Source organism: Blautia sp. CAG:257 (assembly GCF_000433815.1).
Classification (GTDB): domain Bacteria; phylum Bacillota; class Clostridia; order Lachnospirales; family Lachnospiraceae; genus Blautia_A; species Blautia_A caecimuris.
The window spans coordinates 1-25,717 of the sequence record NZ_HF999096.1 but is presented as its reverse complement, the minus strand read 5'-3'; the positions used below and the strand labels follow the sequence as shown (position 1 = coordinate 25,717).

Here is a 25,717-nt window from a genome sequence, read left to right as displayed (position 1 = left end):
TCCGTTTTCGTATTTATTCTGCCTTCAGTCTCTGACGCACGATCTCATAGGCAAGCACTCCTGCTGCCACCGAAGCATTCAGGGAATCAATGTCTCCCTTCATTGGAATAGAGGCTGTAAAATCGCAGGCCTCTCTCACAAGACGGCTGACTCCCTCGCCCTCATTTCCAACGATCATTCCTATAGGGCCGGTAAGGTTCAGCCTGTACATGGACTCTCCGCCCATATCTGCACACACGAACCAGATTCCTTTTTCCTTCAGTTCCTCTATGGTACGCACCAGATTGGTCACCTTTGCCACAGGAGTATAGTTAAGGGCTCCTGCCGAGGTTTTTGCAACTGTGGAAGTCAGTCCCACAGAACGTCTCTTGGGAATGATCACCCCGTGGGCTCCCGCCAGATTGGCAGTACGGATAATGGCCCCCAGATTATGAGGATCCTCCACATTGTCCAGAAGAACCAGAAACGGCGGTTCTCCTTTTTCCTCTGCTTTTGCCAGAATTTCCTCAACCGTGGAATACTCATAGGCTGCCACCTGGGCGATGACACCCTGGTGCGCTCTTGTCTCACTGAGCTGATCCAGACGCTCCTTTGACACATAATTGATAATGGTATCTTTTTTGCGCGCCTCTCTGGCTATGGTACGGACCGGTCCGTCCTGGCAGCCGTCCAGAATAAACAGTTTATCCACGCATCTTCCGGAACGAAAGGCTTCCAGAACTGCGTTGCGGCCTTCTATCTGCTCGCTCATAAAATTTCCTCCCCGATTCCCATACGGATCAGTGTGATCATCCGTGTGTATTCTTCTTTCAGATACAGATATCCCATCAGAGCCTCAAATCCTGTTGCCCTGCGGTAATCTGCCATAGTCGCATGCTTTGCCATAGTAGGAGAATGAGCGTTGCGGCCTCTCCTGTAAACACTTAATTCCTCCGGAGTCAGTTCCTTTTCAATGATCTCCATGATTCCCGACTGAGCTGCCGCCTTTACAAGGCTGCTTGCTTTTTTGTGAAGACGGTTTACCGGACAGTTGCCTTTTTTTACAAGGATCGTCCGGATGATCAGCTCATAAACGCCGTCTCCTATATAGGCCAGAGTCAGAGGAGAATAGCTTCGGATATCCTGCTCCTCCAGATGAAACAGTTCATTCAGCTTACTTAAATTCGTTTCCATTTTACTCCCTCACGGGTATCCTTAAGCTCGATTCCCATTTCAAGAAGCTGATCGCGGATCTCGTCGGCTCTGGCAAAATCTCTTGCCTTTCTTGCATCCTGACGCTCCTGGATCAGAGCCTCGATATCAGAGTCAAGGGCTTCCTCTTTTTTCAGAACGATCAGTCCAAGAACATCGCAGAGCTTTACAAGCATATCCAGAAGGCTTCCTGCAAACTCGCCGCTGCTCTTTTCATCTGTATTTGTGTTTGCAAATTTTACAAGCTCGAAAACTGCTGCCAGAGCATCTGCTGTGTTAAAGTCATCATCCATGGCTGCTTCAAATTTCTGCCGGTAAATCTCCGCATCTTCCAGAAGCTTCTTCTCTGCCTGGCTGGCTGCTTCTGTATTGGAAGCTTTGCGGTCGTTCAGGCGGGCTGCTCCCTCCTGAATACGTTCCAGAGAATTTTTTGCGGCCTCCATCAGCTCCGCGCTGAAATTAAGCGGACTTCTGTAATGGGCATTCAGCATAAAGAATCTCAGAACCTGCAGGTCATACTGCTGGCTGATCTCTCTTACTGTGCGGAAATTTCCGAGAGATTTTGACATTTTGCGGTTATCAATATTCAGGAAGCCATTGTGCATCCAGTATTTTGCAAAGAGCTTTCCATTGCAGCACTCACTCTGGGCAATCTCATTTTCATGGTGAGGGAAAATAAGATCCTCTCCGCCTGCGTGAATATCAATCTCTTCTCCCAGATATTTTTTGGACATAACAGAGCATTCAATATGCCAGCCGGGGCGTCCGTCACACCATGGGGAAGTCCAGTAAGGCTCTCCCTCTTTTTTCGGCTTCCAGAGAACAAAGTCCATTGGATCTTCCTTCTGATCCTCGCCGGAAACCTGAAGAGCGCGGAAACCGGACTGCAGATCATCCAGATTTTTATGAGAAAGCTTGCCATATTCCTTAAAGTTTTTTACACGGAAATAAACGGTTCCGTCTGCAACCGGATAGGCATAGCCTTTGTCAATAAGAGTCTGGATCATTTCGATCATGCCATCGATCTCCTGAGTTGCCTGAGGATGTGTGGTTGCAGGTTTTACGTTCATTCCTGCCATATCCTTTTTGCACTCTTCAATATAACGGCTTGAAACCTCCTCAGGGCTTACGCCTTCTTCAATGGCTTTTTTGATGATCTTGTCATCCACATCTGTAAAGTTGGACACAAAATTCACCTCGTAGCCTTTGTATTCCATATAGCGGCGCACTGTATCAAAAATGATCATGGGGCGCGCATTTCCAATATGGATCAGATTATAGACAGTAGGTCCGCAGACATACATTCTTACCTTTCCCTCTTCCAGGGGCACGAATTCTTCTTTTCTTCGTGTCATGGTATTAAAAAGCTTCATAATTCCTTTCCTCCGATTTCTGTTTTTCGGTAATGGCAGTTGCCCTGATTCCGGAACTTTAAACCTCTTCCAGAAGGCAGATCGCCTGGGAGGCGATTCCCTCTCCTCTTCCGGTAAAGCCCAGCCCTTCCTCAGTGGTTGCCTTGATATTGATTCTGTCTTCTTCCACGCCCATTGCCTGAGCCAGATTTTTGCGCATCTGAGGAATATGAGGCGCCATCTTCGGCTTCTGGGCAATGATCACAGCGTCTACATTTCCCACAGCAAAATGGTGTTGTCTTAAAAGCTCCATAACGTGTGTCAGAAGCTTTACGCTGGATATTCCCTTATAAGCAGGATCTGTATCCGGAAAATGCTTTCCGATATCCCCAAGAGCTGCCGCCCCCAGAAGGGCATCCATAACAGCGTGGATCAGAACGTCCGCATCCGAATGTCCCAGAAGGCCCTTTTCCCATGGAATGTTCACGCCTCCAAGAATCAGGTCACGGTTCTCTGTCAGTTTATGTACATCATATCCCATCCCAACTCTCATGGTCATTCTCCTTTCACATCCAGAAGCCGGCTGACTCTTAAAAAACTCAGCCTTCTTCTCACATAAGGCGCCAGTCTCAGACTGACAGGCACGATCTCATCGGTCAGTCCGATCTCATAAACACTTTTTTTGCAGCCTGCCAGTTCCATCAGATGAAACAGTTCTTCCTCTTCCGGAAGTTCCTGGATCATCTCTGCGATCATTTCCAGACAGTCTGCCAGCCTGGAGGGATTTATCTCACGAAGAAGCTCCGGATCATTTTCTTTCTGTATTCCTTCCAGAAGGCCTTTGGAGCCGAAATATTTTTCCAGAAGGGCGGAATCTTCTTCACAGGCTTTCAGCTGGCATCGTTCCTCTCTTATAGCGCGGGCAAGCCTTTTATATTCCCTCAGTACAAGAAGAGTTCCAACAGAAACTTTTTCGCCGTGAAGGGCATCCAGAGGTCCGTTTACCACTTCCATCTCCCAGAGGTGGGAAAGATGATGTTCCGCACAGGAAGCAGGTCTGGAATTTCCCACCATCTGCATGGCAAGACCGGAAAGGATCAGTGCATACATCAGCTTTTCACAGTCCTCCGGCTCGCCTGAGGCAATTCCTTTCACACAGCTGCAGACTGTTTTCAGGGCTTTTTCTTCCATTTCTATAATTTCACTGCAGATATATTCACCTGTCAGAAGACTGGCTATCTTCCAGTCTGCAAGACAGATATATTTTCCCAGAAGATCTGAAACGCCTGACGCAGTCAGTCTTCTGGGAGCATGAGCAAAAATATCAGTATCAGCAAACACAGCTAAAGGAGCCACTGCCGGTACTGTTTTTTTCAGACCTTTCCAGGTCATTGCCGCAACATTTGATACGAATCCGTCCACGCTGGCCGCAGTGGGAACGGAAATAAAGGGAATTTTGTACTGGTAAGCCAGATATCGGCTGATGTCATGGATGGTTCCGCTGCCTACTGCCAGAATCAGGTCAATATCCTCTTCCATATAATTCTCCACGATCTCCACAGCGTGTTCGTCTGCATGAAGTCCCTCTGCGTCCAGAGTCAGAACCTGACAGCGGTCATAAATATCTTCCATACATTCTTCTGTTGCTTTCAGCGTATTGGTATCGCAGATGAGAAGCGGAGAAATATATTCCTTCAGAAATCCATCTGACATGGCTTCTTCAAGCTTCTTGACAGCACCCTCTTCTATAATGATTTCCTTTACTTCTATATGATGTTCTCTCCCGCACCTGCAAGGTCGGCCAAAGTCATCCGTATCGACTCGCATTTATTTTTTTCCTCCTGATTTCAGATATACTATTACAGTCTGATATTATACATGATTTCCGCACAAAAAGAAACCCCCAGATTCCCTCTGAGGATTCCCATAGCTTCCGCTTTTGTCTTTTTCGCACAGTCCCGCCGGATCGCGCCCGGCCATCTTTTTCTGCGTATTTCCTGTCAGATCTTATTTCTCAACAGCTGCGATCATTTCCACTTCGCAGAGAACATTCTTCGGAAGTGTTTTTACAGCCACACAGGAACGTGCAGGCTTGTTTACGAAATATTTTGCATAAATCTCATTAAATGCCGCAAAATCACCCATATCAGCAAGGAAACAGGTTGTTTTTACTGCGTTGGCAAGATCTGTTCCGGCTTCCTTTGCCACAGCCTCCAGATTTTTCATTACCTGCTCAGCCTGAGCTTCAATGGTATCTCCTGCAATCTCGCCTGTAGCCGGATCTACCGGGATCTGTCCGGAAGTAAATAATACTCCATTTAAGATAATTGCCTGAGAATATGGTCCGATCGCTGCCGGAGCTTTGTCTGTATATACTACGTTCATGTTCAGATCTCCTTTCTTTTTTCTGTTCTGCTTTTATTTTATATCAAAAATTTGTAAGGGTCAAGCAAAAAGATTGTGTTTTATCAGGTCCATTCCTTTCAGGAGAGATTCAGATAATTATAGACTACTCCTGAAATACTCCTGATATTGTCAATGGCTTCGCTTCCGCTTTTAAAATCCTCTGACATGACACAGAGAATATAGGTTGTTTTTGGACCATACACAATCGCCATATCGTGCTGATCCGAATCTGTTTCACCTGTTTTGTTGGCTATCGGAATGTCCGCGCTGATCCCTGACGGAATCTTGGCAGTATTTTTCTGGTTCATCAAAAGCTCCAGCATTTCTGCAGAGGCTTCCTCACTGACACATTCCCCCCGGAAAATTTTTTCCAGAAGGATTCCGCAGTCCCTGACCGTTGTCGTATTATGACCTCCCAGATTCAGCTTCGGAGATGAAGACGGGTGCAGAGTACTCTGATAGGAAGTATTTTCATATCCCTCTTTTTTCAGATATTCATTTACCTTTTCTGCTCCGTCAAGAAAATCATGTTTTTCCGACTGCAGTCTTCCGAGTTCATTACAGGACTCATTATCGCTGACTGTGATCATGTTCCAGAGAAGATCGTCCACTTTTCTTTCTGCAGCCCCACGGTCTGCCTTCATAAGCGTTTCCTGATGTGTCAGCACATCTTCCATATTTTCATAGGTTTCTGCCATCACAAAGGCTTTAATTAAACTGGCAGAGTACAAAGGCGTTTCATTCAGAAGGATTTCTTCACCTGTATTCAGATTTTTTACATAGACGCTCCAGACTCCGTCGTATTCGGAGATCATGGACTCAAGCCGGGGCTCTAAGGTATCCATTCCAAGATTCTCAATATCTGAAACCTTTCCTGTGTCATCTACAGGGAAGCCCTCCGGAGTGGTCCCTTCTGCCTGGACCAGAACACCGTTTTCACCTCCGAAATAGTAAGTTCCTGAAAATTTCTGACCGTTGGATGTCATCTCTATTTCATGATATCCGGGAGTTGTGATCATCCGTCCGTTTTCATCAAAAAAATAATATCCTTCATAGGAAGTCTTATCCACCGTCAGCCCGGTCATATATCTGACCTGAGGCGCCGCAGTAAGCTTTCCCAGATTATTTACCATATACAGCCCGTCAAATCCGGTCTCCGTCTTTGTTCCGTCATTGCCCGGAACCAGGCAGGTCAGCTCTTTCATCTGGACAATGTGGGGATTTCCGGCTTCAAAATGCCCTGACTGGTCATGATAATAAAAACCGTCCAGAACTGTTCCGTCGATTTCCATATGGTCAAAGTAATGAACCGCTGATTCCTCATGTCTGGTTCCGTCTTCCTTCAGACAGTAAAATCCCTCACTTTTTAAAAGATAGGTTTCCGCCCCGTCTCCAACAGGCTTTATCTGCGCCTCGCCTACTGAGGACAAAATACTTTCTGACTCCTGCTCTGCTGCATATACGGGCATTGTCAGTCCCAGGGACAGACAGAGAATGCCGGCGGTCATTCCACGCCGAAAAAATATTCCAGGCATAATTTTTTATGGTCTGATCAGATTTTCAGGATCAGACGTTCCTTTCTCCCAGAATTTACCGGGGTATTCCATACTTATCCCAATCAGCAGTATTTTACCGCTGCATTTTTTACAGTATACCTGAATCTCATTGGATGTCAAGCACATTACGTTTCCAGAAGTCTTTTAATATGCTTTCCACATTCCCCATTCTGCAGATATGCATATCGTTCCATTCTTCCGGAAAAAGGATGCGGTACTCGGTACTTCTGAATCTTTCGTCCATAAGAAGGATGCAGCCTACATCCTCCTTTGTGCGTATCACTCTGCCGGCTGCCTGCAGCACCTTATTCATGCCGGGAAAACGGTACGCATAATCAAAACCATTTTCTCCCAGCCTGTCATAATGCTTTTTTAAAACCTCCCTCTCTGTATTTACCTGAGGAAGGCCTGTGCCCACAATGGCTGCCCCGATCAGGCGGTCTCCCATAAGGTCGATCCCCTCTGAAAAAATCCCTCCCATAATACAAAAGCCTACAAGCGTGGTTTCTCCCTGTTCTTTAAATTCTTCCAGAAATTCCTCCCTGTCTCTCTCATTCATGAACGGGGTCTGGCACACACATGTTACCCAGTCTGCTGCAAATTCCTGTTCATACACCTGCTTTACATCCTCAAGAAGCTTATAAGAAGGAAAGAATACCATGTAATTGCCTTTTTTCTGCCAGGCCATCCTTGCAATATATTCTGCGATCCTGCGGTATTCCTCATAGCCTCTTCTGGTATACCGGCTGCTTACATCCACACAGGTAAGAATACACCGTTTCTCCGGATCAAAAGGAGAGCGTACATAAATGCCATAGTCATCTTCTCTTGTACTGAGAAGCTTCCTGTAATATTGCATAGGAAGCAGGGTAGCGGAAAAAAACACCGTACTTTTTCCTTTATTCAGACACTCCTGAAGGTTTGACGCAGGATTTACACAGAAAAGCCGTATCCTGAATTTTCCGTCTTCTCCTTCTGAAGTATAAATTTCATAATTTTCATCCACAAGCTCCGAGATGTTCAGAAAATCACGAACCTCAAAATAAAAATCAAGGATCCTGTCCACCACTTCCTGAGAAGGCGGCTCTTCCAGCAGCCTGTCCATTTCTCCCTGCGCCTGAAGCAAGGTCAGAGGCAGAGTGCCTGTACTTTCCAGGATTCTTTCTGTTTCTCCGTCCTTTTTTATTTCAAGGAGCTGTCTGGCCGCCCGCCCCAAAGCACGATACAGCCGCGGACTGTAGGGTTTGATATACTTCCTGATTTCCATAATATCTTCTCTGGCAAGAGAAGCGCTGTACATTTCCCTGCCCCGCTCTGCCAGATTATGAGCTTCATCAATAAGAAAAATATAGTCTCCGGATACTCCGTCTCCAAAAAAACGTTTCAGCTTTACATTTGGGTCAAACACATAATTATAGTCGCAGATGATCCCATCCACCCAGGAGCTGAGATCCAGGCACATCTCAAAAGGGCACACCTTCCACTTTTCTGCCTGTTCCAGGATCTTTTCACGGCTGAAAAACTGCCCGGCAGTCCACAGCTCATAAACTGCATCATTCACTCTGTCAAAATGACCTTTTGCCCAGGGACATTTCTCAGGTGTACACTCGGTTTTTTCGCAAAAACACAGCTTTTCCTTTGCAGTGATGGTCACCGTCTGAAAAAGAAGGCCTTTTGTCCTCAGAATCTCAAAGGCATCCTGAGCAACGGTTCTGGTAATAGTTTTTGCCGTAAGATAAAAAAGCAGCTCCCCTTTTCCCTCTCCAATTGCCCGAACAGAAGGAAATACAGAGGACATGGTTTTTCCCACTCCTGTAGGCGCCTGTACAAAAATCTGTTTTTTGCTGGAAACAGCATGATAAACGCCGGCAACCATTTCTCTCTGGCCTTTGCGGTAAGGAAAGGGGAATTCCAGATTTTTCATGGAGGCGTTTCTTTTTTCCTGCCATCTCAGCCTGAAGGATACCCATTTATGATATTCTCCTGTAAGTTTCTGATACCAGGCTTCCAGCTCTTCCCTGGAAAAAGATTCCCGAAACCATCGGATTTCTTCTGTATCCAAATGAGCATACGTCATCTGAACGTCTATTTTTTCCAAATTGTTCTGAAGCATATAGATCCAGGCATAACACATGGCCTGAGCCCTGTGAACCTCCACAGGACTTTCCAGATGCTCCAGTTTTTTGTAAACGCCTTTGATCTCATCAATACACACGGTTTCTTCTTCTGTAAAAATCCCGTCCGCTCTTCCCTCTACCCGAAGGATCAGATCCTCATATTCCGTATCCTGCTTCAGAGAAACCTCAGACCGGTAGCTGCTTCCCATCTGCTTTTGAATTTTGCGGTGGATACGGCTGCCCTTCTGCATTGCCTCCTTATCCTGCACGCCGCTCCCACTGTCCAGATCCCCGCTTCGCAGAATAAATTCTACAAGATTACGGACAGAAATGCGGACTACTTTCTTTTCCATTGTTTTTCTGCTTCCCCCAAAATCTCCCATTAATAAATATAAGTTCTTCCACTTCTGAAAAGGCGCATACCTGTTTTCAGGTTATGCGCCTCTGACACTTGTAATCGTTTATGCAACTGCAAATTTTGCTATGACTTCATTGAAATGAGTGTTTTCCCCATAGCATCTGACAGTGAGCTTTCTGGTCAGATCCATACTGAGAATTCCCAGAAGGGATTTTGCGTCAATTATAATCCTGTTATATGAAATATCAATGTCAAAATCACATTTACTTGCCGCATTGACGAATTCCTTTACATCCTCTGTGGCATTTAACATAATCTGATGTTCTTTCATTTGTCTCATCCTCCTAATGTTTTCTGCACTAGGCGATATTTTGTCACTCTGTAAAGAATTTGTCAACAGACTTCAAATTTTCTTCATATTTTTCGACTTATTATACAATTTTTTCATGTGTTTTATTATTTTTCAGGTACTTTTTCTAGCTGAATTCCGGCATATTTGAACGAAATTTTAATGGAACAAACTGCCTCTGAAGACCGGGATTTTTCCTTTCCGGTATGGTAATATGGCTGCAGAAGGCCTTCCAGAGATTCTCATACTCATCTGACTGTACCGGATCCATCTCTTGTGTATTTAATACTGCCTGTATATAAACCGTACATTCTCCGCCCTGCTCATGAGCCAGAACCTTCTGCCTTTTTTTGTCATAGATCATCCAGTTTTCATTTGGAAAACGATCTGAAAAATGGGGCGCCAGAAGTTCCAGGATGTCATTTTCCGGCTGAATTTCCGAAAAAAGTACTCCGCTGCCAATCTCACGGAACCTTACAAATCCATAAAATCTGTGAATCTCATGCCACACCTTGACCTGAAGTGAAGAGACAAGACTCACCGCCGGATCTGCCAGAGCTTCCAGTACCCGCGTATCAGCCCTTCCCTTTTCCAGTGCTCTGCGAAGCAAATAAAAAATTGCCGTTCCCTTTTCCGGATGAACAGATGCCGCAGCATAGCACACTGCTTCATAAACCTGTCCGCCAAGCCTGGTTTTTATCGTTCTGGCAACCTTAAATGCCTTGACAGAATCTGAGATGATCTCCAGGTTTTCCGTAAAAAGCTCCGGATGATCCGGCTCTCTGACAGCAATCCCCACGGAGAATCCTCTGTTTCCCCAGCGCCAGCCGTCATAAACAGCCGTAAAGATTCCTTCCATCGTATCGTCACAGATCAGCATTTTCTTTTTATATTCCACAAACGCTCACCCCTTCCATTCCCGGAACAGCCAGATCTGCGTCAAACAGCGACAGCTGTCTATAGGTAATCCCCGTATCTGCAGGATTTTTTCCGGTGCCTGTTTCCAGAATATTTCTTACTATATAATCCTCATCCAGCTTTACCGGATACATCTGTCTTCCATTGCAGGTAATAAAATATACTGCCCTCTTCAGCACCACTCCGATCTTTTTCAGATCAGAAAAATCCAGCGTATGATATCTCCTGGCTCCCATAATCCTCCTGGCAGATTTCTCGCCGATTCCGGGAACCCGGAGAAGCGTCCGGTAGTCTGCCCGGTTGATCTCCACAGGAAAACATTCCAGATGACTGATGGCCCAGTCGCATTTGGGATCCAGGAACAGATTAAAGTTCGGATGCTTTTCTGACAAAAGCTCTTCTGCCCGGAAGCCATAAAACCTGAGGAGCCAGTCTGCCTGATACAGCCGGTGTTCTCTTAAAAGCGGCGGCCCCTGCGGAAGAACAGGAAGATCTTTATCTTCATTCACAGATACAAAAGCAGAATAAAATACACGCTTCAGAGAAAACTGCCTGTACAGCGCCTCTGCCACAGAGACGATCTGGTAGTCACTTTCTCCTGCTGCTCCTACGATCATCTGAGTGCTCTGCCCGGCAGGCACAAATTCCGGAGCATGCCGGTAAAGCACCAGCTCCTGTCTGTTTTCTTCCCTTCTGTTCTGTATCTGTTTCATGGGACGGAGAATCGTAGTCCTGCTTTTATGGGGAGCCAGCTTTTTCAGTCCCTCCGCAGTAGGAAGTTCCAGGTTCACGCTCATACGGTCCGCCAGATAACCTGCTTTTTGGATCAGCTCCGGTGAAGCCCCCGGAATTGCTTTCAGGTGAATATACCCCTGAAAATGATATTGTTTCCTTAAAATTTCCACAGAGCGGATCAGCTCTTCCATGGTAGCATCCGGAGAACCCTTTACCCCGGAGCTTAAAAACAGCCCCTCAATATAATTTCTTCTGTAAAATTCTATGGTGAGCCTGCTGATCTCTTCCGGGGTAAAGCTTGCCCGCACCACATCACTGGAAGCGCGGTTCACGCAGTATTTACAGTCAAATACACACTCGTTGGTATAAAGGACTTTCAGAAGGCTGATGCACCTTCCGTCTCCTGCAAAGCTGTGGCAGATGCCTGCTGAAATGCTGTTTCCGATCCCTGTCCCGTCTCCTTTTCTTGCTGTTCCGCTGGAGGTACAGGCAACATCATATTTTGCTGCATCTGCCAGTATTCCCAGCTTTTCCATTACTGTCATTGACTCCTGAATAACCATATGGGCCTCCCAAACATTTGTTTGTAATTATTTTAATCCAAACAGACGTTTGTGTCAACCCAATAAAACGGGATGAACTAAAAAATTCCAGAACAAATCTGGAATTTTTTATTACGTAATTATTTCAATTTTAAAGCTGTGTTTCCACAAAGATATCATAGATCGCTTTTACAGCAGTCTCAAAATCACGGTTCTCAACGCCTATGATAATATTCAGCTCACTGGATCCCTGATCGATCATTTTTACGTTTACATGAGCATGAGCCAGGGCTGCAAATACTCGGCCTGCAGTTCCCCTCTGAGATTTCATTCCCCGTCCCACGACAGCGATCAGAGCAAGGTCTGATTCCATTTCCACAAAGTCAGGCTGTACGGCTCTGTGAATGCCTGCGATCACCTGCTGCTCCTTCTCTTCAAATTCATCCTGATGCACATAAACTGTCATGGTATCAATTCCGGAGGGAACATGTTCAAAATTAATTCCCTGATCTTCAAAAACCTGAAGGATCTTTCTTCCGAAGCCTACCTCGCTGTTCATCATGGATTTTTCGATGTTAATAGAACAGAACCCTTTTTTGCCTGCAATTCCTGTGATCACATATCTTGGCTTGCGGCAGGTGCTTTCCACAATAAAGGTTCCCTTGTCCTGAGGACGGTTTGTATTTCTGATATTGATGGGTATCCCCTCTTTCCTTACAGGGAAAATGGCTTCCTCATGAAGTACTGTCGCGCCCATATAGGAAAGTTCGCGAAGCTCTCTGTAAGTAATCGTTTCGATCACAGCCGGATTCTCCACGATCCTGGGATCTGTTACCAGGAAACCGGAAACATCTGTCCAGTTCTCATAAATATCCGCATGGACTGCTCTTGCCACCAGAGAACCGGTCACATCAGAGCCTCCCCTGGAAAATGTCTGAACGGTTCCGTCCTCCTTTGCCCCATAAAATCCCGGAATCACTGCGCGCTCACATTTAGAAAGACGTTTGCCAAGAAGACGGTCTGTTTTCTCCCCGTCAAAGTTGCCGTTTTTATCAAAACGGATCACAGATGCAGCGTCAACAAACTCATATCCAAGATACGCTGCCATAATTTTTCCGTTTAAAAACTCACCTCTGGAAGCTGCGTAGTCTGTGCCTGCCTGCGCTCTGAAATCTGCTTCTATCTGAGCAAACTCTTCCTCCAGGGAAAGCTTAAGATCAAGACCTCTGATGATCTCATAGTAGCGCTCTTTGATCTCCTGAAAGATTCCGCCGAACTCTTTTCCCTGGGCAGCTCTGTCATAGCATGCATACAGAAGGTCTGTTACCTTTGTATCACCGGAAAATCTTTTTCCGGGCGCAGACGGTACCACATAACGTCTGCCTTCCTCACTGCGGATAATGTCTCCGACTTTACGGAACTGCTCTGCATTTGCCAGAGAGCTTCCTCCGAATTTTACCACTTTTTTCATAATACTTCCTCTCACCCTTCTTCATTTAATAGCTGCATTCAAAAAACGCAGCATAATAGAAAATCTGATTTTTATTTTATTGAAAAAGAAAGATTTTTGCAAGTATTTCTTTGATTTTATCGAAAATATAACGGCATACTCAAATATAGCAGTATTACTGCCTGTTACTGTTTACATGTTATAATCCTGCAAGTCGTTTTGGCATAAAAATCCCAGAATCCCGAAACATACTGGGCAAAATGACACTACCGAAGATGATCCGGAATGTATTTCGGTCAGGTTGCCTCAAACGTAAGGAACAGCCTCCGTTTACGCGCAATATTCCTTCATGATATTTTCCAGCGCAGACGCACTGCTGGTATGGCATCTGCATACGGGAATAGATTTTCTCTTTGCCTCTTCCACCGCACAGTTGACCATTTTGTGAGATACTGTGTTGGTAAAAAGAATCAGAAGATCCGGCGCTCCGATTTTCTTTTTCATAGTACCTTTTTCTTTTGCAAAAACTTTTGCCTTACATCCATAGCCTTTGCAGATATTTTCATACTGACATACCATACGCTCATTACCGCCCACAATCACAACACTCATATCCCGCTCTCCTTTGTTATTTATAACTAACTTAAAGTTAAAAATTTGAGTTAGCGTTTGCTAACTCATTGTAAACATCTTATCACAGGATTTTTTATTTGTCAAAAGATTTTTGTTCTTTTTTATGCTCTGTCACCTCACAGACTGTCAGAACCCTTTCTTTTACATGAAATTTTATATTTTTGCTTCCATAAGAAAGCCCATAGATCCTGTTGGGATCCTCCTGATAACCCGGTCTGGGATCGTTTTCCAGAACCTCTGTAAGAGCCGCTCTCTGTTCCTCTGGAATTTTCTCCAGAAGCTCCTTCGGAAACTCTACGGCAAGTCTGCTCCTCTCAATCTGATCGGTAAATCCTCCCGCTGCCCCGGGATGACTTTCCACATAAGGAAGGTACGGTTTAATATCAAAAACAGGAGTGCCGTCCATAAGGTCTGCGCCCGATACATGAAGTATGGTTCCCAGCCTTGGATGCTGCTCCACCTTTTCCAGCCGGACACAGGACAGCCCCAGATGATTTGGGCGAAAGGGGGATCTGGTGGCAAAAACACCTTTCCGCACATTTCCTCCCAGTCTGGGAGGACGTACTGTAGAGGACCAGCCTTTTTCCACTGCCTCTGAAAACTGCCAGATCAGCCAGATATAATCATACTCCTCAATTCCGCGGAAGGCTTCCGGCCTCCTGTATTCCGGCTCAAAAATAATCTGAGCCTTCTGCTTTTTCAGCCATCCGCTCTGATGAGGAACACCAAATTTTTCCGGAAAGTCATTGTGGATCTGCGCAATGATCTGCAGACTGTGTTCAGATTTTGGCATTATTTCAGACATTATTTCCCCTCCCACAAAATTTTACCGGTCAATCACTTCTACCGGAGTATCATCTTTTTTATCAAGATCATTTATGTATTTTTTTGTTTCTTTTACAATTACATTGGATAAAAGAAGTACCGCCACCAGGTTGGGAATTGCCATAAGCGCATTCAGAATATCCGCAACTGTCCATACCAGATTCAGTGAAACTACCGGGGCCACTGCCGCAACAATAATATAAACCACTCTATATGGAATCAGTCCCGCTTTTCCGGCAAAATATTCCACACACCTCTCTCCGTAATAGGCCCACCCGAGAACGGTTGAATACGCAAAGGAAATAATTCCCACAACCAGGATAAAGGGGCCCAGTACCGGAATCTGCTGAAATGCCAGAGTGGTAAGGATTCCTCCGTCCGTAATATTTGACATATCAATGGACGGATTTTTCATAATGCTGGTCACAAGGACCAGACCTGTCATCAGACAGACTACAACTGTATCCCAGAAGGTTCCTGTGCTGGATACAAGAGCCTGGCGCACCGGGTTTCTTGTCTGCGCTGCTGCGGCGGCAATAGGCGCGGAACCAAGGCCTGATTCATTGGAAAAAAGTCCTCTGGCGATTCCATACTGCATTGCCATCATGATTCCTCTTCCAACCAGTCCTCCTGCAGCAGCTCCCGGAGTAAAAGCAAGCCTGCAGATGGTTTTGATTGCCGGAATGATAAAATCAAAATTCAGTCCCAGAATGATCACACAGCCCAGAATATAAAAAGCTGCCATAAAAGGAACCAGTTTTTCACATACGTTTGCAATGGAGCGGATTCCCCCGAAAATAACCAGCGCTGTCAAAGCTGCGACTACGATTCCCACCAGCGCCGGAGCAATATGCAGATTTTCCTCACAGACAGTGGCAATGGCATTTACCTGCGTGGCGCAGCCGATTCCAAAAGAAGCGAAGCCTGCCAGAAACGCAAAGATCATTCCCAGCCACTTCATGTTCAATCCGCGTTCCAGCGCATACATGGCTCCCCCCTGCATTCTTCCGTCCTTTGTCTTCACACGATATTTCACTGCGATCAGAGATTCACTGTACTTGGTTGCTATTCCAAAAACACCGGTGATCCAGCACCAGAAAACAGCACCGGGTCCCCCCAGCGCCACAGCGGTTCCCACACCGATAATATTTCCTGTGCCAATGGTAGACGCCAGCGCGGTTGTCAGAGCGCCGAACTGACTGACCTCTCCTTCTGCATCCGGATCTTTTGTCACAGACAGTCTGATTGCCTTTCCAATCTTCCTCTGTATAAATCCTGTCCGTACTGTCATAAAAATATGAGTTCCAAGAAGCAGAAGGATCATCCACCATCCCCAAACCATCTTGTCGATCTGATTGATCACATTTACTATCGTATCAAACATAAAAATCTCCTTTTTCTTTTTTAACGCCTTTCTTTTATATCTGCCCTTCCTGCTGCATCCATGCTTTCAGTGCACTGAGATTCCTTTTGGCATCTTTTTTTCCCAGTTCATATACCTCCTGAATTTTTTCCAGATCACTTTCCATCCTTCCCACGGTCAGTCTTCGGCTAGGCCGGATCACAAAAGCTTCTCCGGTTTTTTCCATAGCGCGGATATCTGCCAGGGTCTGATTATATACCTTATGCCTGTTTTTCAGGGCATCCACAAATCTGGGATATCGGTGATAATAAATTTCTGCCAGCTTTACCATTTCCGGCTCTTTTACAAAACCTTCTTCTCTGGTAAGAACCACCACATTCCTTTTATACCCCATTCTCTGGAACTGGCTGACCGGAATACTGTCTGTACAGCCCCCGTCCAGAAGCTTTCTGCCTTCCCAGTCAACAATCCGTGATACATAGGGCATGGATGCCGAAGCCCTCATCACATCTACCTGATTCAGCATATCTGTAATTCTGATATATTCTGCCTTTCCGGTTTCCAGATTGGTGCACACTGCATAAAACGCTGTATCTGATTTAAAAAAAGCTTCATAATCATAAGGATCCAGACGCTCCGGAATCTCATGATAACAGAACTGTTTTCCCACGACTTCCCCTGTGTGTACCAGACTCCACAGACTCATAAAATGTTTGTCATTCCTGTATTTTTTATAATACCGGATACTTCTTCCCTTCTGGCCTGACACAAAGGAACAGCCATGGAGCGCCCCTGCAGAAACTCCGATCACTCCGTCGAAATGAATCTGATTTTCCAGAAACACATCCAGAACCCCTGCCGTATAAATCCCCCTCATTGCTCCGCCTTCCAAAACAAGTCCTGTTTTCATCTGACGCCTCGCCTTTCTCTTATCCAGTAATCCCTGATCCGTTCCCATGCTTCTCTGTAGCTTATATGATTTTCTGCTGCAAAAGCTGCCGCACTTTCATATTCCGGATAACATCTTCTGCTTCCGTCCGGAAGTGTGCAGATTTTTACTGTCGCCACTGCCTCAGGCATAGAAAGCTTTTGAATCTCTCTTTTTAGAACTGAACGTTCCATCCGGCTTCTCCGAATACCAATGGTAGTGGTCTGTCGGAAAAGAATTTCTTCCAGAGCAGAAATGTCCTGTTCTGCACAGATCACTGACAGAATCCATGCCGGGCGGTTTTTTTTCATATAAGCCGGCATATAATACACGTCTCTGGCTCCCGCTACAAAAAGAAGATTCATTACGTTTCCAAGTTCCTCTCCGGTACAGTCGTCCACATTTGTTTCCAGTTTCCAGATCACATCCTTCTGCACCTGATCCTCTTTTTTCTTTTCCGGAGTGATCAGCATTGCCCTTAAAATTCCCGGACATGCATATTTCCGTTTCCCTGCCCCGATTCCGGTTTTATCCACTGTGAATTTTTCCGGAAGACAGTCTGATGTTTTTATGGCTGCCACAATAGCTGCCCCGGTAGGCGTTACCAGTTCCCCCTCAATGTCCGTGATCTTTAAAGTAAGCCGGTTCTGCTGCACAATATTCACAACTGCAGGCACCGGCACCGGAAGTGTTCCGTGCTGACAGCGTACAAAGCCTGTTCCCTCACAGAGCTTTGGCACGATCACTTCCGTAATGTCCAGATCATCCAGGCACACTGCTGCCGCTGCAATATCCACTATGGAATCCACTGCTCCTACCTCATGAAAATGCACCTGTTCCTCTGATACTCCGTGAGCTTTTGCCTCAGCCTTTGCCAGAATCTGAAAAATATGAAGCGCAGTCTCCTTTGCCCGGTCTGTCATCTCTGAATTCAGAAGAATCTCGCGGATTTCTTTCATTCCTCTGTGTTCATGAATATGCCCATGGTCATGTCCTGATTCCCCGGTATGGAAACTTCTGTGCCCGTGGGCTGTTTTTTCCGTATGCAAATCTTCCATTCCACGATCCGGTTCTTCTGTATAAAAAGGTTCCTCCTCATGACCCGGTTCTTCTGTGTGAGCATGTTCCTTCCCATAATCAGATTCTTCTGTGCAAAAATGTCCGTTGGCTGTCTCTGTACAGTCATGTACATGTGTATGCTCTTCTGTATGGACATGATGAGCCTGCTCTATGCTGTGACCATGAAGATATTCCATATCATGGTCATGATTCTCATGGTTTTTATCCAATATCACAGAAAAATCACAGGCATCCAGCCCGGACTTTTTCACCCGGGTGATCTCTGTACGAAATCCGTCAGCCCGGATACTGGAAAGCGCTTTTTCCAGCACCTTCTGATCTGCTCCCAGGTCAAGAAGCGCTGCAACCGTCATATCCCCGCTGATTCCGGAATAACATTCCAGATATAATGTCCTTCCCATAAATCTCTCCTTTATTTTTCTCTGATACCAAGTCTGTTGATCTGCGTTGCTATATAGCCAGCCCCATAGCCATTATCAATATTGACCACTGCAATTCCATTGGCGCAGGAATTGATCATTGTCAGAAGGGCTGAAAGTCCATGCATACTTGCTCCGTAGCCTACAGAAGTAGGAACTGCGATCACCGGTTTATCTACCAGTCCTCCCAGCACGCTGGCAAGGGCGCCTTCCATACCGGCAACAGCAATCACACAGTTTGCCTCCTGGATCACATCAAGTCTGGAAAAAAGTCTGTGAATCCCGCTGACTCCTACATCATAGATCCTTTCTACTTCTGAGCCAAAATATTCTGCAGTCTGGGCAGCTTCTTCCGCCACCGGAATATCAGCGGTTCCGGCAGTACATACTGCAATCTTTCCCACGCGTTCCTTTTTTTCTTTTTCTATCTTGATGATATGTGAGATTTCATCATATTCCGTCTGAGGAAACAGTTCCTTTACCAGTTCATACTGATGCCTGGACGCTCTTGTTCCAAAAACCTCACCGTTTTCCTCATACAGCTTTTTAAATATTTGCGTAAAATGAACGTCTGCCTTTCCGCTGCAGAAAATCACCTCCGGAAATCCGCTTCGAATCTCTCTGTGAGAATCCAGCTTCGCATAATCCATTTCCTCAAAAGGCTGCTTTCGAAAATAATGCTCTGCCTCCTCCAGCGTAATCTCATTTTGTTTAAATTTTGTCAGTACCTCTCTTGCTTCCATTTTTATCTCACCTTAACTCCCGCTTTATCCCTGTCAGTTTCTGTAAATCCCGTCTTTTAAAAAGCCTGTTTCTGAATAAACAGTGCCTGATTTTGCTGCAAAATAAAAACAGGAAAGCCGCCCGGCTTGTGCCACGCACCTACTTCCGGCATTCTCCCTGTTATCTTCGTTTCCCGAATAACTCCGGCTTCACCCCGGTACAGTATTACAGAAATAACTATAGCATATTTCCCTTCCAAATTAAATAGTTTTTTATATTCCTCAGACTGTTGTTTCCGCAGGCAAAAGGCAGCGCAGACAGCAACTTATTTCTTGACAGTTTACCTGAAATATGCTATCTTTCTCATTAATAAACAGAAAGGATGTGAATTTTGCGTGGAAGACAATTCCGATGAAAATCATACTACAAATATTACGGATTCCCACATTGTCATTATGTATATATAGAGGTATAGCTTGTGAGCATGCTTACAGGCTATGCCTTTTTGTCATTTTATACTGCCTGCAGGCAGATTTACTTATTAACTTACAGAAGGGAATTAAAATTTAATCATGATAGGATCTGTTATACTCATTATTGTTTTTACATTTTTGAATGCAGTTTTCGCCAGCGCGGAAATCGCCGTTATCTCCATGAATGAAGCCAAACTCAGGCATCTGGTAGATGACGGCAACAAACGGGCAAAAAAGCTTTCTCTCCTTACAGAACAGCCGGCCCGGTTTCTTGCCACCATTCAGGTTGCCATAACTCTGTCCGGATTTCTCAACAGTGCGTTTGCATCTGACAACTTTGCAGGTGTGATCGTAGATGCCCTGATCTCTGTGGGTGTTCCGGTTCCCAGAGCAACCCTGAACTCTATTGCGGTTATTATCATTACCATTGTTCTTTCCTATATCAGCATTGTATTCGGCGAACTGGTACCGAAACGGATTGCCATGAAAAACTCCGAGGCTCTTTCCCTTGGACTTGCCCCTACCCTTTATGGAGTCTCCAAGGTCTTTTCGCCTCTGGTGTCTCTGCTGACAGGATCTACCAACCTGATCCTGAAGCTTATGGGCATCAATCCTGCCGAAGATGACGAACAGGTAACAAAGGAAGAAATCCAGATGATGCTTATGGAGGGAAATGCCCAGGGTGTCATTGATACACAGGAAAACGAATTTATCCAGAATATTTTTGATTTTCATGATATTACTGCGGAACAGGTCTGCACACACCGTACGGATGTAATTGTCCTGGACACAGAGGATTCTCTTGATGAATGGAAAAATATCATTTATCAGAATCGCCACAGCTACTATCCTGTCTGTCAGGAAACCAAAGAAAATATCATCGGTATCCTGGATACCAAAGCCTATTTCTGTCTGGATGAACGCACCAGAGAAAACATTCTGACAAAAGCCGTAAAGCCTGCTTATTTCATTCCGGAAAGCATGAAAGCAGCAAAGCTTTTTGATCACATGAAGCAGTCCCGGAATTACTTTGCAGTTCTTCTTGATGAATATGGCGAAATGTCCGGTATCGCTACTCTCCACGACCTGATTGAAGAGCTGGTAGGCGATATTTATGAAGAAAACGAGGAGAATCCGGAAAAAATACAGCAGATTTCTCCAAATTCATGGCTGGTCCGGGGCGATGTGGAAATGGATGATGTGGCTGATACCCTTCACCTTACTCTTCCAGAGGGCGACTATGACACCTTTAATGGTTTTATCTACAGTATTATTGACAGTATTCCGGAGGACGGCAGCCAGTTTACCTGTGAAAGCAACGGCATGATCATCCATGTAAAATCCGTTGCCAAGCATAAAATCGCAGAGGCTGTTGTAGAACTGCCGGAAACTAAAAAAGAAATAGATGAGGAAAATTAAATAATTTATAATGGAAAAAAGGGGGCTATCGGTTAATATCGATTTTTCACTTAAATCTTAAAATACGAATCTTCCGTAGAAATCAGTATTTTTAACGATAGCCCTAAAAAATGAGATACCCTGTAAAAAATACAGAGTATCTCATTTTTTTATGGCAAGGCTCAAAATTTAGAATTTATGAAATCATTTGAAAATGCCTTAGTGCATCTTCTATAGCTTCTTCCTTTTCTGCGGTAACTTGTGGCACTCTTGTTTTTCCTTCCCCCAGATTATAATTGATTCTTTCAATAATTCCATATTTTCTTTTTACCTGTGCTATGTATAGGTTTGTTACATTCATTCCGTAATTTTTCAATACATACTCTTTAATCTCTTCATAGGTAGCCTTACTCTCTGCCCTTGATAAATCCACTTCATCAAGATTGATTTCAACCTCAATATGCGGTGTTGACTTTAGCTTGGACAATAAAACGCACGTCTCCACATGTGTGGAGTTTCTGAACCCAGTAACCGAAAAGCAGATTTTCCTCTTGGCGGGAAGCTGTTTTGTCCTGCCAGTTCTTTAATTCGCCTTTTCAAAACAAAGTTCTCTGTAATACTCTACACTGTGTCAGCCAGCTCTACAATGACGTATTGCTAACAATAAAACTCTTAAAGATAAATCTGCAAGAATTTTAGTCTTAGTAATACCACATCCGTCTTACCATACTTCCGTTCTTAAATAATACCACAATTTCATTTGATGTGATTGCCCAAATGCGATCTACATACAGGCTTACCAGTTCATCTTCGTATTTCTTATATTTTGAATATCCTTTGATTGGCCTGAATCGAGAAGCAATCCACTTATCTATATTATTTTTCAAAAGTAATTGACATAGCTTTTCCGCCAATTCATAGTACGCATTCATTTCTCTTGCGTAATATTCCATCAAATTCTCCTTTGCCCAAAATCCCTGCACATTTTCATGGAGTGCCTTTTCGATTGCCTTTTTATGATTCAGCATCTGTTGTGCAATGCTTCTTTGCTCTTTTATGTCCGGATGGTCAGGAACGGGGAGAGCTTGCTTCATGACAGCGTATGCGTTCCATACTTCCGTATGCAGCGCCTTCTCTGAAATCGTGTATCCTGTTCGACACACTCGACCGGCATTTTTTATATAGCTGCCACATTTCCATACAATATCTCTGTTCCTGGCAACTCTTCTTGTTACCCGCATATAGGTACTCCCGCAATCATAGCATAACAGTTTTCCTGTGAGTGCATATTGAGTGACTTTTCCTTTCAATTGTCTCTTAACATAACTGCGCCACAATCTTTGTTCTTGGACCCCGTAGAATACTTCTTTTGAAATAATCGCCGGATGATTGTCCTCCACAAAGTATTTGGGAAGTGTCCCATTATTTCTTACCCTTTGCTTTGTCAAAAAATCTGTTGTGTAGGTTTTTTGCATCAATGCGGCACCAATGTATTTCTCATTGGAAATCATTTTATTGATAACGGTTGGTTGCCATACGGTTTTACCCATTACGGTTCTTCTTTGATGTTGTTCCAGATATTTTTTAATTTGAACACCACTGCAGCCGATTAGGTACAGTCGGAAAATTTCTTGAACAACCGCCGCTTCCTCCGGAACAGGCTGCAGTTTTCCGTCCGGACCTTTTGTATATCCCATAAAGTGGTTGTAGTTAATAGTGGGTCCGCCTTTTTCATACTTGCTTCTCAAACTCCAGCGAATATTTTCGCTGATATTCCGACTTTCCTCCTGCGCCTGACTGCTCAGTATCGTGATAAGAATTTCACCGGTGCTTTCCAGCGTATTGATATTTTCTTTTTCAAAATACACCGCAATATTTTTGCTTTTCAAATTCCGTATTGTTGTAAGAAGATCCACGGTGTTTCTCGCGAAACGACTGATGGATTTGGTAAGGAGCATATCTATTTTACCGGCTTCGCAGTCCTGTAACAATCGCAAAAAACCGTCTCGCTTTTTCTTTACCGTGCCGCTTGTGCCTTCATCAGCGTAAACACCGGCCAATATCCAACCTTCTCTCTTTTCAATCATCGCCTGATAGTAGGTTATCTGCCTTGCATGTACTCTAGTTATAATATTTTCTTAAGCACATACAGTAACGCATCAATATGCTCTTTCTCTAAAATCAAAGGAGGCAACAGGCGAATCACATGTGAACCTGAAGGAATTACGATAATTCCCGCTTCTTGTAAAGCATTTATATAGTATGCGGCAGGTACAGACAGTTCAATTCCTTTCATAAGCCCCAGTCCGCGCACCTCTTTGATCACAACTTTTTGAGCGGCCAATTCGGACAATGCCTTATCTAAATAGGTCGTCATAGCCCTGACATTCGCCAATATGTTATACTGTTGATAAAGCTGGAATACAGCAGTAACGGCTGCAGCGGCCAGAGGATTGGAGCCGTAAGTTGTGCCATGATCTCCTGCACACAATACACCGGTTGCTGCCCCTCTGGTTCCAATTGCACCTACCGGAATTCCGCATCCCAAAGCCTTTGCCGAAACCACAATGTCGGGAGCAACGTCGTACAGCTGATACGCAAACATATTTCCGCTTCTGCCCATACCACATTGAATCTCATCCAAAACCATCAAAATTTTGTTCTCATCGCAAAGCTTTCGGACTCCTTTGATAAAGTACTCAGTGGTAGGATAAATTCCGCTCTCACCTTGTACTGTTTCCATAAAAATTGCACAGGTATTTTTTGTAATCAGGCGTTTAACGCTGTCCAGATTATTGAAATCGGCAAATTTAACATGAGCAAGCATAGGAGCAAAAGGTTCCTGATAGGTTGCTTTCCCTGTTATGGATAACGCCCCCATAGATCTGCCGTGAAAGGATTTTTTCATGGCAATGATCTCTCCATTATGATTATTATGCTTCAAAAAATGATATTTCTTAGCAATTTTAACCGCACCTTCGATTGCTTCCGTTCCAGAATTGGTGAAAAACACCTACTCCATGCCAGATGCCTGATTGAACAGCTTTGCAGCTTCAATCGCAGGAACATTATAAAAAAGATTAGATGTGTGTAGCAGCTTCTCCATCTGTTCTTGCAGTGTACATGTGTAATTCGGATCGTGATATCCCAAAGCACACACACCGATTCCAGACCCGAAATCCAAATACCGTTTTCCCTCTGTATCATAAAGGTACATACCTTCGCCATGATCCCATACAATGGGATAACGATTATATACAGGAACAAACTGCTGATTTGCTTGTTTGATATAAGGATTCATTTCAGTTCTTTTCCTCCTCTACTTCAATTTTAAATACATTGATTACATCCACATCTGGACAGCAGAATACAATGGAGCCATCTGGTTGGCTGGGGAGTTTTCCCCCATACCGCAGAATGTCAATGTAAGGGAAAGCCACGTGCATGGCCATTGGGCAGAGAGCGCCTCTTTCGGTATCAAAGTCAAAGGTATCTCCAATTCGATGACCACGATGGCACCCCATGTGCCCCTTTTGATCTATTAAACTGATTTTAATTTTAGGCTTTTTCATCGTTAATTTCCTCCAAAAATTGTTCAATGGGAATTCCCTTGTATTTGTCAGTATCATGTAGATTAGCATAAATAATTTTTTCGAGTTGTCTCATTGCACTTTGTACGCTCTCCAAAATCTGACCTAATTTTAAATAATGCCCTACTACAATCGCCATAAAAATATCCCCTGTACCTGGAAAACGCACCGGTATTTCTTCATAAGGAAGCAAGATACACGAATTTTTCGGAGAACTTTTTACAACAGTAAACATTCTTCCATTGATATTTGCGCTTGTAATCACAACGGATTTGGCACCAAGCGTATGTAGTCGATTTGCGATTACTTCAATTTCCGGTTCAGAGTAAGTGTGTTTAACTGTGTATTCGGATAAAAAGCACGCCTCCGTAATATTGGGGACAATCACATCTGCAATAGAACACAACCGTTTCATGTAAGTGACTACTTGATTTGTTACACCATTGTATCGTTTTCCGTCATCTCCCATAATTGGATCAACAAAAATCGAAGTACCTGATTTTTGTTGTTCCTTACAGTATTCATATACAAGAGATGACTGCCTTTCCGACACAATAAATCCAGTACAGATTGCATCGAAAGAAAACATTAGTTTCTTCCATACCAGAAGCGTATTTTCCATATATTCTGTTGTATCCAGAATATCAAACTGACCATAATCCAGAGTGTTGGAAACAAGTGCAGTAGGCAAATTGAAAGTTTCAAATCTCAAGTGAGACAAAACAGGAATCATGACAGATAAGGCGACCTTGCCATAACCTGCCATATCATTGATCAATAAAATTTGAGTTTGCTTTTTATCTGCCATAGCCATATTTCCTCAGTGACCGAAATAACAAAGTCTGCACAGTGTTTTTCCTGACTCTGTTTGAAAAATCTTCTGTAATGTGGTTTCTATTATATTTTTTCCCAGATTATCTTCATAAAAATTTACCAAAAAATCTGCTTCCACAAGAATCTGATAGTCAATACCATCTATATCTACGTAGGTATGATGGTGTCCTACTAAATAGCAGATTCGATTGATGTCTGCTTCCTCAAATCCCAGCTCTCCCAACATTTTGCGGGCATAAAAAGGACCTTCTTGCTCCTGTAATCTCCCATTGAACATCCCATACTTTTCTTCTGCCGGCCGAATACCAATATCATGAACCAATGCGGCGCATTCGGTCAAAAACTGACTATGCCCATCCAACTGTTCCATACGACCAATCATCTGTGCAAAACTGTGAACTTTTATCAAATGATGAATGCGTTGTGGATCATTCTGATTAAAACGAATCATCTTCTGCATTAACATATCAATTATAT

At 44.2% G+C, this 25,717-nt stretch carries 24 protein-coding genes and 1 pseudogene; 1 reads left to right on the top strand and 24 read right to left on the bottom strand.

The features are described from left to right. Positions 1–13 precede the first annotated feature (13 nt). From rlmB to larB, 18 genes are all read right to left on the bottom strand, one after another. Positions 14–751: a 23S rRNA (guanosine(2251)-2'-O)-methyltransferase RlmB gene (rlmB, locus tag QVP40_RS11155; protein WP_022068488.1), complete on the bottom strand. Its 738-nt coding sequence runs from the start codon at positions 749–751 to the stop codon at positions 14–16. After that, positions 748–1,173 carry a Mini-ribonuclease 3 gene (locus QVP40_RS11150; RefSeq protein WP_022068487.1) on the bottom strand — a complete coding sequence of 142 codons (426 nt, stop codon included), beginning with the start codon at positions 1,171–1,173 and terminating at the stop codon, positions 748–750. Before QVP40_RS11150 ends, rlmB begins: the two co-directional genes overlap by 4 nt. Next, positions 1,158–2,564, bottom strand: coding sequence for a cysteine--tRNA ligase (gene cysS, locus QVP40_RS11145; RefSeq protein WP_022068486.1), 1,407 nt, complete (start codon positions 2,562–2,564; stop codon positions 1,158–1,160). Before cysS ends, QVP40_RS11150 begins: the two co-directional genes overlap by 16 nt. A 58-nt stretch (positions 2,565–2,622) precedes the next feature. Further along, the gene (gene ispF / locus QVP40_RS11140; protein WP_022068485.1) at positions 2,623–3,096 is read right to left on the bottom strand and encodes a 2-C-methyl-D-erythritol 2,4-cyclodiphosphate synthase; all 474 of its coding nucleotides are present in this window, start codon (positions 3,094–3,096) and stop codon (positions 2,623–2,625) included. A 2-nt stretch (positions 3,097–3,098) separates the two neighbouring features. Next, on the bottom strand, positions 3,099–4,370 hold the full coding sequence (locus QVP40_RS11135) for a sn-glycerol-1-phosphate dehydrogenase (protein WP_022068484.1): 1,272 nt from the start codon (positions 4,368–4,370) through the stop codon (positions 3,099–3,101). Positions 4,371–4,550: 180 nt separating this feature from the next. Continuing rightward, on the bottom strand, positions 4,551–4,928 hold the full coding sequence (locus QVP40_RS11130) for a RidA family protein (RefSeq protein WP_022068483.1): 378 nt from the start codon (positions 4,926–4,928) through the stop codon (positions 4,551–4,553). Positions 4,929–5,026: 98 nt separating this feature from the next. Further along, entirely contained in the window at positions 5,027–6,418 is a 1,392-nt protein-coding gene (locus QVP40_RS11125; protein WP_288200514.1) for a serine hydrolase, read from the bottom strand. Positions 6,419–6,611: 193 nt separating this feature from the next. Beyond that, the gene (locus QVP40_RS11120; protein WP_138270510.1) at positions 6,612–8,975 is read right to left on the bottom strand and encodes an ATP-dependent DNA helicase; all 2,364 of its coding nucleotides are present in this window, start codon (positions 8,973–8,975) and stop codon (positions 6,612–6,614) included. 108 nt (positions 8,976–9,083) lie between these two features. Beyond that, positions 9,084–9,311 carry an HPr family phosphocarrier protein gene (locus QVP40_RS11115; protein WP_022068480.1) on the bottom strand — a complete coding sequence of 76 codons (228 nt, stop codon included), beginning with the start codon at positions 9,309–9,311 and terminating at the stop codon, positions 9,084–9,086. Positions 9,312–9,456: 145 nt separating this feature from the next. Beyond that, positions 9,457–10,227 (bottom strand): TIGR03915 family putative DNA repair protein, encoded by a 771-nt coding sequence (locus tag QVP40_RS11110; RefSeq protein ID WP_022068479.1) that lies wholly within the window; start codon positions 10,225–10,227, stop codon positions 9,457–9,459. Next, complete coding sequence (locus tag QVP40_RS11105) at positions 10,217–11,545, bottom strand: putative DNA modification/repair radical SAM protein (RefSeq protein ID WP_022068478.1); 1,329 nt, start codon at positions 11,543–11,545, stop codon at positions 10,217–10,219. Before QVP40_RS11105 ends, QVP40_RS11110 begins: the two co-directional genes overlap by 11 nt. A 130-nt stretch (positions 11,546–11,675) precedes the next feature. Next, the gene (locus tag QVP40_RS11100; RefSeq protein ID WP_022068477.1) at positions 11,676–12,995 is read right to left on the bottom strand and encodes an aspartate kinase; all 1,320 of its coding nucleotides are present in this window, start codon (positions 12,993–12,995) and stop codon (positions 11,676–11,678) included. 309 nt (positions 12,996–13,304) lie between these two features. After that, positions 13,305–13,586, bottom strand: a complete 282-nt coding sequence (locus QVP40_RS11095) for a DUF2325 domain-containing protein (RefSeq protein WP_022068476.1) — start codon at positions 13,584–13,586, stop codon at positions 13,305–13,307. 94 nt (positions 13,587–13,680) lie between these two features. Then, positions 13,681–14,412: a tRNA (N6-threonylcarbamoyladenosine(37)-N6)-methyltransferase TrmO gene (gene tsaA / locus QVP40_RS11090; RefSeq protein ID WP_022068475.1), complete on the bottom strand. Its 732-nt coding sequence runs from the start codon at positions 14,410–14,412 to the stop codon at positions 13,681–13,683. 21 nt (positions 14,413–14,433) lie between these two features. Continuing rightward, positions 14,434–15,816, bottom strand: coding sequence for an alanine/glycine:cation symporter family protein (locus QVP40_RS11085; protein ID WP_022068474.1), 1,383 nt, complete (start codon positions 15,814–15,816; stop codon positions 14,434–14,436). Positions 15,817–15,850: 34 nt separating this feature from the next. Continuing rightward, the gene (locus tag QVP40_RS11080) at positions 15,851–16,705 is read right to left on the bottom strand and encodes a patatin-like phospholipase family protein (protein ID WP_022068473.1); all 855 of its coding nucleotides are present in this window, start codon (positions 16,703–16,705) and stop codon (positions 15,851–15,853) included. Further along, positions 16,702–18,204 (bottom strand): nickel pincer cofactor biosynthesis protein LarC, encoded by a 1,503-nt coding sequence (gene larC / locus QVP40_RS11075; RefSeq protein WP_022068472.1) that lies wholly within the window; start codon positions 18,202–18,204, stop codon positions 16,702–16,704. Before larC ends, QVP40_RS11080 begins: the two co-directional genes overlap by 4 nt. A gap of 11 nt (positions 18,205–18,215) precedes the next feature. Next, entirely contained in the window at positions 18,216–18,965 is a 750-nt protein-coding gene (larB, locus tag QVP40_RS11070) for a nickel pincer cofactor biosynthesis protein LarB (RefSeq protein ID WP_022068471.1), read from the bottom strand. A 552-nt stretch (positions 18,966–19,517) separates the two neighbouring features. Between larB and QVP40_RS11065 the strand changes: the two genes are divergently transcribed. After that, complete coding sequence (locus tag QVP40_RS11065) at positions 19,518–20,837, top strand: hemolysin family protein (RefSeq protein WP_022068470.1); 1,320 nt, start codon at positions 19,518–19,520, stop codon at positions 20,835–20,837. A gap of 175 nt (positions 20,838–21,012) precedes the next feature. Here the strand turns inward: QVP40_RS11065 and QVP40_RS11060 are convergent, their stop codons facing one another. From QVP40_RS11060 to QVP40_RS11035, 6 genes and pseudogenes are all read right to left on the bottom strand, one after another. Beyond that, on the bottom strand, positions 21,013–21,303 hold the full coding sequence (locus QVP40_RS11060; protein ID WP_022068469.1) for a hypothetical protein: 291 nt from the start codon (positions 21,301–21,303) through the stop codon (positions 21,013–21,015). 214 nt (positions 21,304–21,517) lie between these two features. Continuing rightward, positions 21,518–22,921, bottom strand: coding sequence for a recombinase family protein (locus tag QVP40_RS11055; protein ID WP_288200520.1), 1,404 nt, complete (start codon positions 22,919–22,921; stop codon positions 21,518–21,520). A 20-nt stretch (positions 22,922–22,941) separates the two neighbouring features. Beyond that, positions 22,942–24,117, bottom strand: a pseudogene (locus tag QVP40_RS11050) (aspartate aminotransferase family protein). Position 24,118: 1 nt separating this feature from the next. Further along, the gene (locus tag QVP40_RS11045) at positions 24,119–24,388 is read right to left on the bottom strand and encodes a TIGR04076 family protein (protein WP_022068465.1); all 270 of its coding nucleotides are present in this window, start codon (positions 24,386–24,388) and stop codon (positions 24,119–24,121) included. Continuing rightward, complete coding sequence (locus QVP40_RS11040; RefSeq protein ID WP_022068464.1) at positions 24,375–25,214, bottom strand: pyridoxamine kinase; 840 nt, start codon at positions 25,212–25,214, stop codon at positions 24,375–24,377. The genes QVP40_RS11045 and QVP40_RS11040 overlap by 14 nt, the downstream gene beginning before the upstream one ends. A 12-nt stretch (positions 25,215–25,226) precedes the next feature. Further along, positions 25,227–25,715, bottom strand: a complete 489-nt coding sequence (locus QVP40_RS11035) for an HD domain-containing protein (protein WP_288200513.1) — start codon at positions 25,713–25,715, stop codon at positions 25,227–25,229. Positions 25,716–25,717: the final 2 nt, after the last annotated feature.